Source organism: Yersinia artesiana (assembly GCF_902726545.1).
Taxonomy (GTDB): Bacteria; Pseudomonadota; Gammaproteobacteria; order Enterobacterales; family Enterobacteriaceae; genus Yersinia; species Yersinia artesiana.
The window spans coordinates 1-6221 of sequence record NZ_CACVAD010000096.1; the positions used below are offsets into that span (position 1 = coordinate 1).

Sequence of the window (6221 nt, forward strand, 5' to 3'; positions counted from 1 at the left end):
ATAATTAACAAGGTGTAAACAAAATAAACCATAAAACAAAACATAATTATGAATTATACAATAATTTAATTTCGCTCATTTTTCCTACTGATCGGTTAGGTTGTTATTTGCCATTGATGTATTTTACTTTTTTAATAACAAATGTTTACTGATGATTAATGATTTTTTTGGCTGATTTTAAGCACGGGTGCGATGTAGGCATAGTGTAAACAAGGCTTGCAGAGGAGTGCCTGAAAATGATACTGATTTATAACGTGGACGGCTGACGGGAGGCTGGGCCATAAGTTTTATCAACTATAGCCCCGTACTTAATGATTAAGTATTCTATTTGAGATGCTTGGTGACTTGCATTTTATAGAATGCTTTGAGGAATTTTTAGGGTATGAAAAGTGTAAAAATAAGTCTGGCCTGGCAAATATTCATTGCACTGGTATTAGGTATTTTGGTTGGTGCAGTTTTGCATAACCAAATTGAGTCAAGAGAATGGTTAGTTAATAATATTTTAAGCCCGGCGGGCGATATCTTTATCCGCTTAATTAAAATGATTGTGGTACCGATCGTTATTTCAACATTGATCGTAGGTATTGCCGGTGTTGGGGATGCGAAGAAGCTTGGGCGAATTGGTCTGAAAACCATCATCTATTTCGAAGTTATCACGACCGTTGCCATTATTGTCGGGATCACCTTGGCGAATGTGTTCCAGCCAGGGCACGGTATTGATATGTCTGCGTTGACTGTAGTTGATATATCTCAGTACGAAAAAACCACCGAACAAGTACAAAGTAGTAGCCACAGCCTGGTAAGCACCATTTTGTCGCTGATCCCTGCTAACGTCTTTGCTTCTATGGCAAAAGGCGATATGTTGCCAATTATTTTCTTCTCAGTGTTGTTTGGTTTAGGGCTGTCTTCATTGCCAAAAGAAACCAAAGAACCACTGTTGAATGTGTTTAAAGCAGTATCTGAAAGCATGTTCAAAGTTACACACATGATTATGCGTTATGCGCCGATCGGGGTGTTTGGCCTGATCTCGGTAACGGTCGCCAAATTTGGTTTTGCATCACTGATTCCGCTCGCCAAATTAGTTGTTCTGGTTTACGCCGCTATTATTTTCTTTGCTTTAGTGGTACTGGGTACCGTGGCGAGATTATGTAAACTGCGTATTTGGACATTGATTCGGATTCTGAAGGATGAGCTGATTCTTGCCTATTCTACGGCCAGCTCTGAAACTGTATTGCCGCGAATTATCGAAAAAATGGAAGCTTATGGCGCGCCAAAAGCAATTACCAGTTTTGTCGTACCAACCGGTTATTCATTTAATCTGGATGGCTCCACGTTATACCAAAGTATTGCAGCGATATTTATTGCCCAACTTTACGGCATTGAGCTGTCGATTGGGCAAGAGATTATTCTGGTGCTGACTTTGATGGTGACTTCAAAAGGTATCGCCGGTGTTCCGGGTGTCTCCTTTGTTGTTTTGCTGGCAACATTAGGCAGTGTCGGTATTCCACTGGAAGGCTTGGCCTTTATTGCCGGCGTTGATCGTATTCTGGATATGGCGCGTACTGCACTGAATGTGGTAGGGAATGCATTAGCCGTGTTGGTTATTGCCAAGTGGGAACATCAGTTTGATCATAAGAAAGCCAAGGCTTATGAGAAAACATTGTTTGCGCCGAAGCAAACACCGGTTCAAAGCTAATACCGATTCAAAACAAACCATCAGGTTTTCTCTTATCAGCTAAAGCCCCCTTGTTGGAGATAGACCAACAGGGGGCTTTATTGTTCATTAATAATAAAACATAAGTATGCCGATAACTTACTGGCATTATTCGTTTAAACCTAAGCGGTATGACCATTGAATCAATTCGGCGACTTTGTGCACATCCAGTTTTTTCATCATATTAAGGCGATGGGTTTCAACGGTTTTCTGGCTGATAGAAAGTTGAGTCGCGATAATACGATTACATGAACCTTCGGTGATCAGTTTTAATATCTGCCGCTCACGTGGTGTTAAAATAGTTCTATTCGTCTCGCTATTTTGAGTCAATTTGCTCAACAAAGCGCTATTGAGCGCAGGATCAATATAGCGCTTACCAGCAGCCACAGTTTGGATGGCCGCCATCAAAATTTGTTGTGGGCTTTTCTTCAGAACATACCCTAGTGCACCATTATTCAGTGTTCGGCTGGCGTAGTGCTCTTCATGACGAGCGGTCAGTGCCAAAATCTTCATGCCTGGCCAACGGCGAAGAAGTTGAATAATGACATCAAGGCCATCCATACCGGGTAATCCTAAATCAATAATGACGATATCTGGTTCAGTTTGGCGACATAAGTTATACACCTCCAACCCATTCTCTGCCTCACCGACAACCTGATAGCGTGAATAAGCTGCAAGCATATTTTTGATGCCATTAATAATCAATTCATGATCGTCCACAATTAATAATTTTGTATTCATAAAGTTATTCCTTTACCTGATGATTTAAATGGCCTTATGGGGGCTCCGTGGCTGAAATAGCCAATGAACTATCTCGTCGAGGCGAGTGATATCTTGTTGTGTAATCCTTTCCTTTGCTTCAATGGCTATTTCCAGTTGAATAACTGCTTCTTGTAATTCAACTAATCCTGCTTGCCCGGCACATCCTTTTAAAGTGTGAAGATGGTTAGATAGTGTGGGAATATGAGTGAGAGAGTCTCTTGCCAGTTGCAGTAACTCTTGCAGTGATTTCGATAATTTTAATCGGAGTGAGCTGTCCGCCAGATTCAATAATGGTTTAGCGGGGGTTATTTGTGGAGTGAGATTAATCCCTCGTTCGAGCTGAAATTGTGCTGTCAAATCCAGAACTTCTGCCAATTGACTGAACGTCACGGGCTTAGAAATATAATGATTCATTCCTGCCTGATAGGCCTTTATTTTTTCATCCGGATTAGTATTTGCACTAAGCGCCGTTATCATGCAGCGGTTATCTAAATTAATTGTATCGTTACGCCAATGCTGGGTAGCTGTTAGGCCATCCATGCCCGGCATACGAATATCCATCAGCACCAGATCAAAATATTGGCCTTGCCCGATATGCAGCGCAGCTTCGCCACTTTCAGCTAGCGTAACCTGATGCCCCAGTTGCCGCAGCATCATGCCGGTAATATCACGATTGGTTTCTGCATCGTCGACCAGTAATATACTCATATGCCAGGGTTGTAGCGGAAGATTATATGGTATCTCTTGCTGGCAAGAGGGGGCGTATCCTTTATTCTCTAGATAGTGTTTTATCTTGGTATATAAACGGCCCGGTAGGTAACACAATTCTTTATCAGCGAATAACTCCAGCGGCAGGCTAACCGATTTATGATTCATCGGTTGGCTGGTGATGCCCCAGGCGGATAATTGTGCCTGTAACGATGAGGGGGGAGCATAGCACACACCCTTAAAAGGCATTGCTGGAGTTGTCCCTCTAAACGGCAGAGTTAATGAGAAACGGCTGCCACAGCTGGGTTTACTGTAAAGCGTAATGTTTCCCCCCATCATTTTTGCCAGATTATCTGCAATAGTCAGCCCCAGTCCGGTTCCTTGCCCATGGTCATAAGTTTGTATAAAGGGGCGGAATATCTTCTCCTGATGCTGTGAATCAATACCGCAGCCGGTATCTTCAACGGTAAAACAGAGTTGCTGACCTTTGCGTTCAACAGTCAGACTAATATGACCTTGCCGCGTAAATTTAACGGCATTACCCAATAGGTTTACCAGAATTTGCTTTATGCGCTGACTATCCAGCTCAATTTCCAGAGGCACGTCTGAGCTGACATAAGTAGAGAGCGCGATAGATTTATTTAAGACCTGACTGTGTATGGTTAACATTGCCTGATCCAGTAAAGGTAATAGCGCTGTTTTCTCTTGCGACAAGGTTAATTGACCGGATTCAATACGCGAGAAGTCCAGAAGATTATTGATTATTGCCAGCAATGAATGTGAACACTGACGCGCAGTCTCTGCTAACCGGTATTGCTCCGGTGCCAAGGGCGTATTTTGTAATAACTCGACGGCACCTAAAGCCCCATTTAAGGGCGTTCTAATCTCATGACTTATGGTGGTCAGATGTATACTTTTGCGATGATTTGCTTGTTCTGCAGCCAATTTTGATTTCGCCAATGCCAGCGTGCGTTCTTTTACCTTCATTTCTAATGTGTCGTATTGCTCATTCAAGTTGTCTAATAAACCGTTGTAGGCACGAGCAATGTGACCTAATTCATCCATACGTTTAACAGGTAATCGTGGCTCCATAGCTTGCGGGCCGGTAGCACCGATAATATTGACAAAGTTCCATAATGGAATGGCCAGGTAATATCGCAGTAATAAAGAAAGCGCTAAGGTAAGGAGCAGTAAAATAGCCAGTGCAAAGGGGAGTTGATGTAATGCGGGCTTTGCTGCCTCCCAAGCGAATCCTATCCGTGGATAAATCACTAATTGCTGCCAACCTGGGCCTTGTAACTGAGTTCTTAGTACCAAATAATCAGGCGTTTGTTGCCAGCCATCGTGTAAATGAATATTTTTCAGTTGGCGGAGGATTTCATATAACTGATTTGACGGTATGTTCTGCTGAGAAAGAGGTAATAATTCTCCTTCTTTATCCAGTAATAAATTGATATCCCGCTGATCAAATGATTGATTGTTAGTCACTAATTCATTCAGTTTTAATGAAAACCCCGCTAATGACCCCATTTGATCACACGCAGCAACAGAAACATGCCAGCCATTTTGTTTAGTATAAGTGGGAATTCCCCAAAAAATATTGTTGTGGGTAGGAAATATAGGAAGCAAAAGCAGCTCTTTACGCCGTTGTTTCAAATAGTCGCTGGAAACATTTTGCGGTTTAAAGATAGTAATACCGTCATGATTCTTAATCGTAAAACTATCAAGGTAATAGGTCTGGCCTGACGTGCCGTAAGCCTGTTTTATCTGAAAATCATGTTTAGATTGAGTGGGGAAACAAGTTATCGAATTAATAAGAGTATTGTTTTTTACGCTCTCATTTTTGATTGGTATAGGGAATCCCCAGCTCATTTGGTTATGATCCTGGCGGTTGATCAATGAAACAGCATCCCTTTCAGCCCCTTCGAATTGGTAATTACTTAAATCTGCCCGTAATGATGCTATGTGTGTCAACTCATGTACCAAACGTTGGCGCGTATCTTCATATGAGAAGAATGCGGTCATAGCAATTGAAATTAACCAAATAGCCGTTAAGGTCATACCCAGTAATAGTGTCAATCGAGTGACGAGTGATGATGATTTTTCCATAAAGTCACCTGACTGTTTTTTTTAGTACGCCACAGTCAAAATTTGATATCAAGAATTACACTGATTTCATTACTACTCGTTATAGATTCATTTAATTATGAATAATGAGTAAAGCAGGTTTTAACCTTATGTCAGGTATTTAAAGGTCGCGGATAATTAGAACGTGGTGTTGCTGGAGAAACAATTGATGTTAGAAGTATTGAAAATGCAGCCTTTAATCAAAGATGTTGATTTATCTGATGCCAATATTATGCATTTTACGCTCAATGGCATTCCTGCTAAGGCGATAAACTACGGCCATTCTATTTGTATTGGCTTTGTTTTTATTGAAAAGAAAATGATATCTGATTCAGTTGTTAATTATATTTCTCTCATGCTGGTGGCACTTGAAGATACGCAGGACTTTGCATTACAGGTTGAACGTGACTATTGGTGGCTTTGGTATCGACATACTCCCGATGAGAGAAATAGTATTGATCATGAACGCCAAAGACTGTCTATAGCGCTAGAAAGAATTCATTATTTTATTCAGATACTTAATTCATTAGAAGGCACAATGAATACTCCTAAGGCGCATATTTCAACTAAGCATAAAATAGACGCCCACAGGGTGGTATCATGAAAGCGCTTGCGGGCGTGATATTGTTACTATTTATGTCCCAGGCTTCTGGGAAAGCTATTCCCTGGCTGGGGGAGCCTTTTTTTATTTATAGTCGAGGCATAAAAGTTACTGATTTGTTGAATGATCTTGGGGTGAATTATGGTATCCCTGTGGTCGTTAGCCCAGAAATAAATGAAAAATTTAGTGGCAAGATATTGGATAAAACACCGGACCAAATACTGTCCGAATTGTGATCTCTTCCCTTCTTTCAGTACCGTTGTAAAGTAGAGTTTTGGCCCTTCTTTTCCGTCCAAAAAGAGGTCATTC

At 41.3% G+C, this 6221-nt stretch carries 4 protein-coding genes and 1 pseudogene; 3 read left to right on the forward strand and 2 right to left on the reverse strand.

The window, feature by feature from the left end; genetic code table 11:
* Nucleotides 1-382: 382 nt before the first annotated feature.
* Entirely contained in the window at nt 383-1696 is a 1314-nt protein-coding gene (gene gltP, locus HU019_RS19925) for a glutamate/aspartate:proton symporter GltP (RefSeq protein ID WP_174850126.1), read from the forward strand.
* Between the two features lie 126 nt (nt 1697-1822).
* On the opposite strand, the gene HU019_RS19930 is transcribed toward gltP, so the two are convergent.
* A complete protein-coding gene (locus tag HU019_RS19930; protein ID WP_174850125.1) occupies nt 1823-2455 on the reverse strand; it encodes a two component system response regulator in 633 nt (210 codons plus the stop codon).
* A 24-nt stretch (nt 2456-2479) separates the two neighbouring features.
* Nucleotides 2480-5293 (reverse strand): two component system sensor kinase, encoded by a 2814-nt coding sequence (locus HU019_RS19935; protein WP_174850124.1) that lies wholly within the window; start codon nt 5291-5293, stop codon nt 2480-2482.
* A 187-nt stretch (nt 5294-5480) separates the two neighbouring features.
* On the opposite strand from HU019_RS19935, the gene HU019_RS19940 reads away from it, so the two are divergent.
* Both HU019_RS19940 and HU019_RS19945 read left to right on the forward strand, forming a co-directional pair.
* On the forward strand, nt 5481-5915 hold the full coding sequence (locus tag HU019_RS19940; RefSeq protein ID WP_174850123.1) for a hypothetical protein: 435 nt from the start codon (nt 5481-5483) through the stop codon (nt 5913-5915).
* Nucleotides 5912-6145: pseudogene (locus HU019_RS19945) on the forward strand (EscC/YscC/HrcC family type III secretion system outer membrane ring protein); the annotation flags it as partial. The gene HU019_RS19940 and the pseudogene HU019_RS19945, both read left to right, overlap by 4 nt.
* Between the last annotated feature and the right edge of the window lie 76 nt (nt 6146-6221).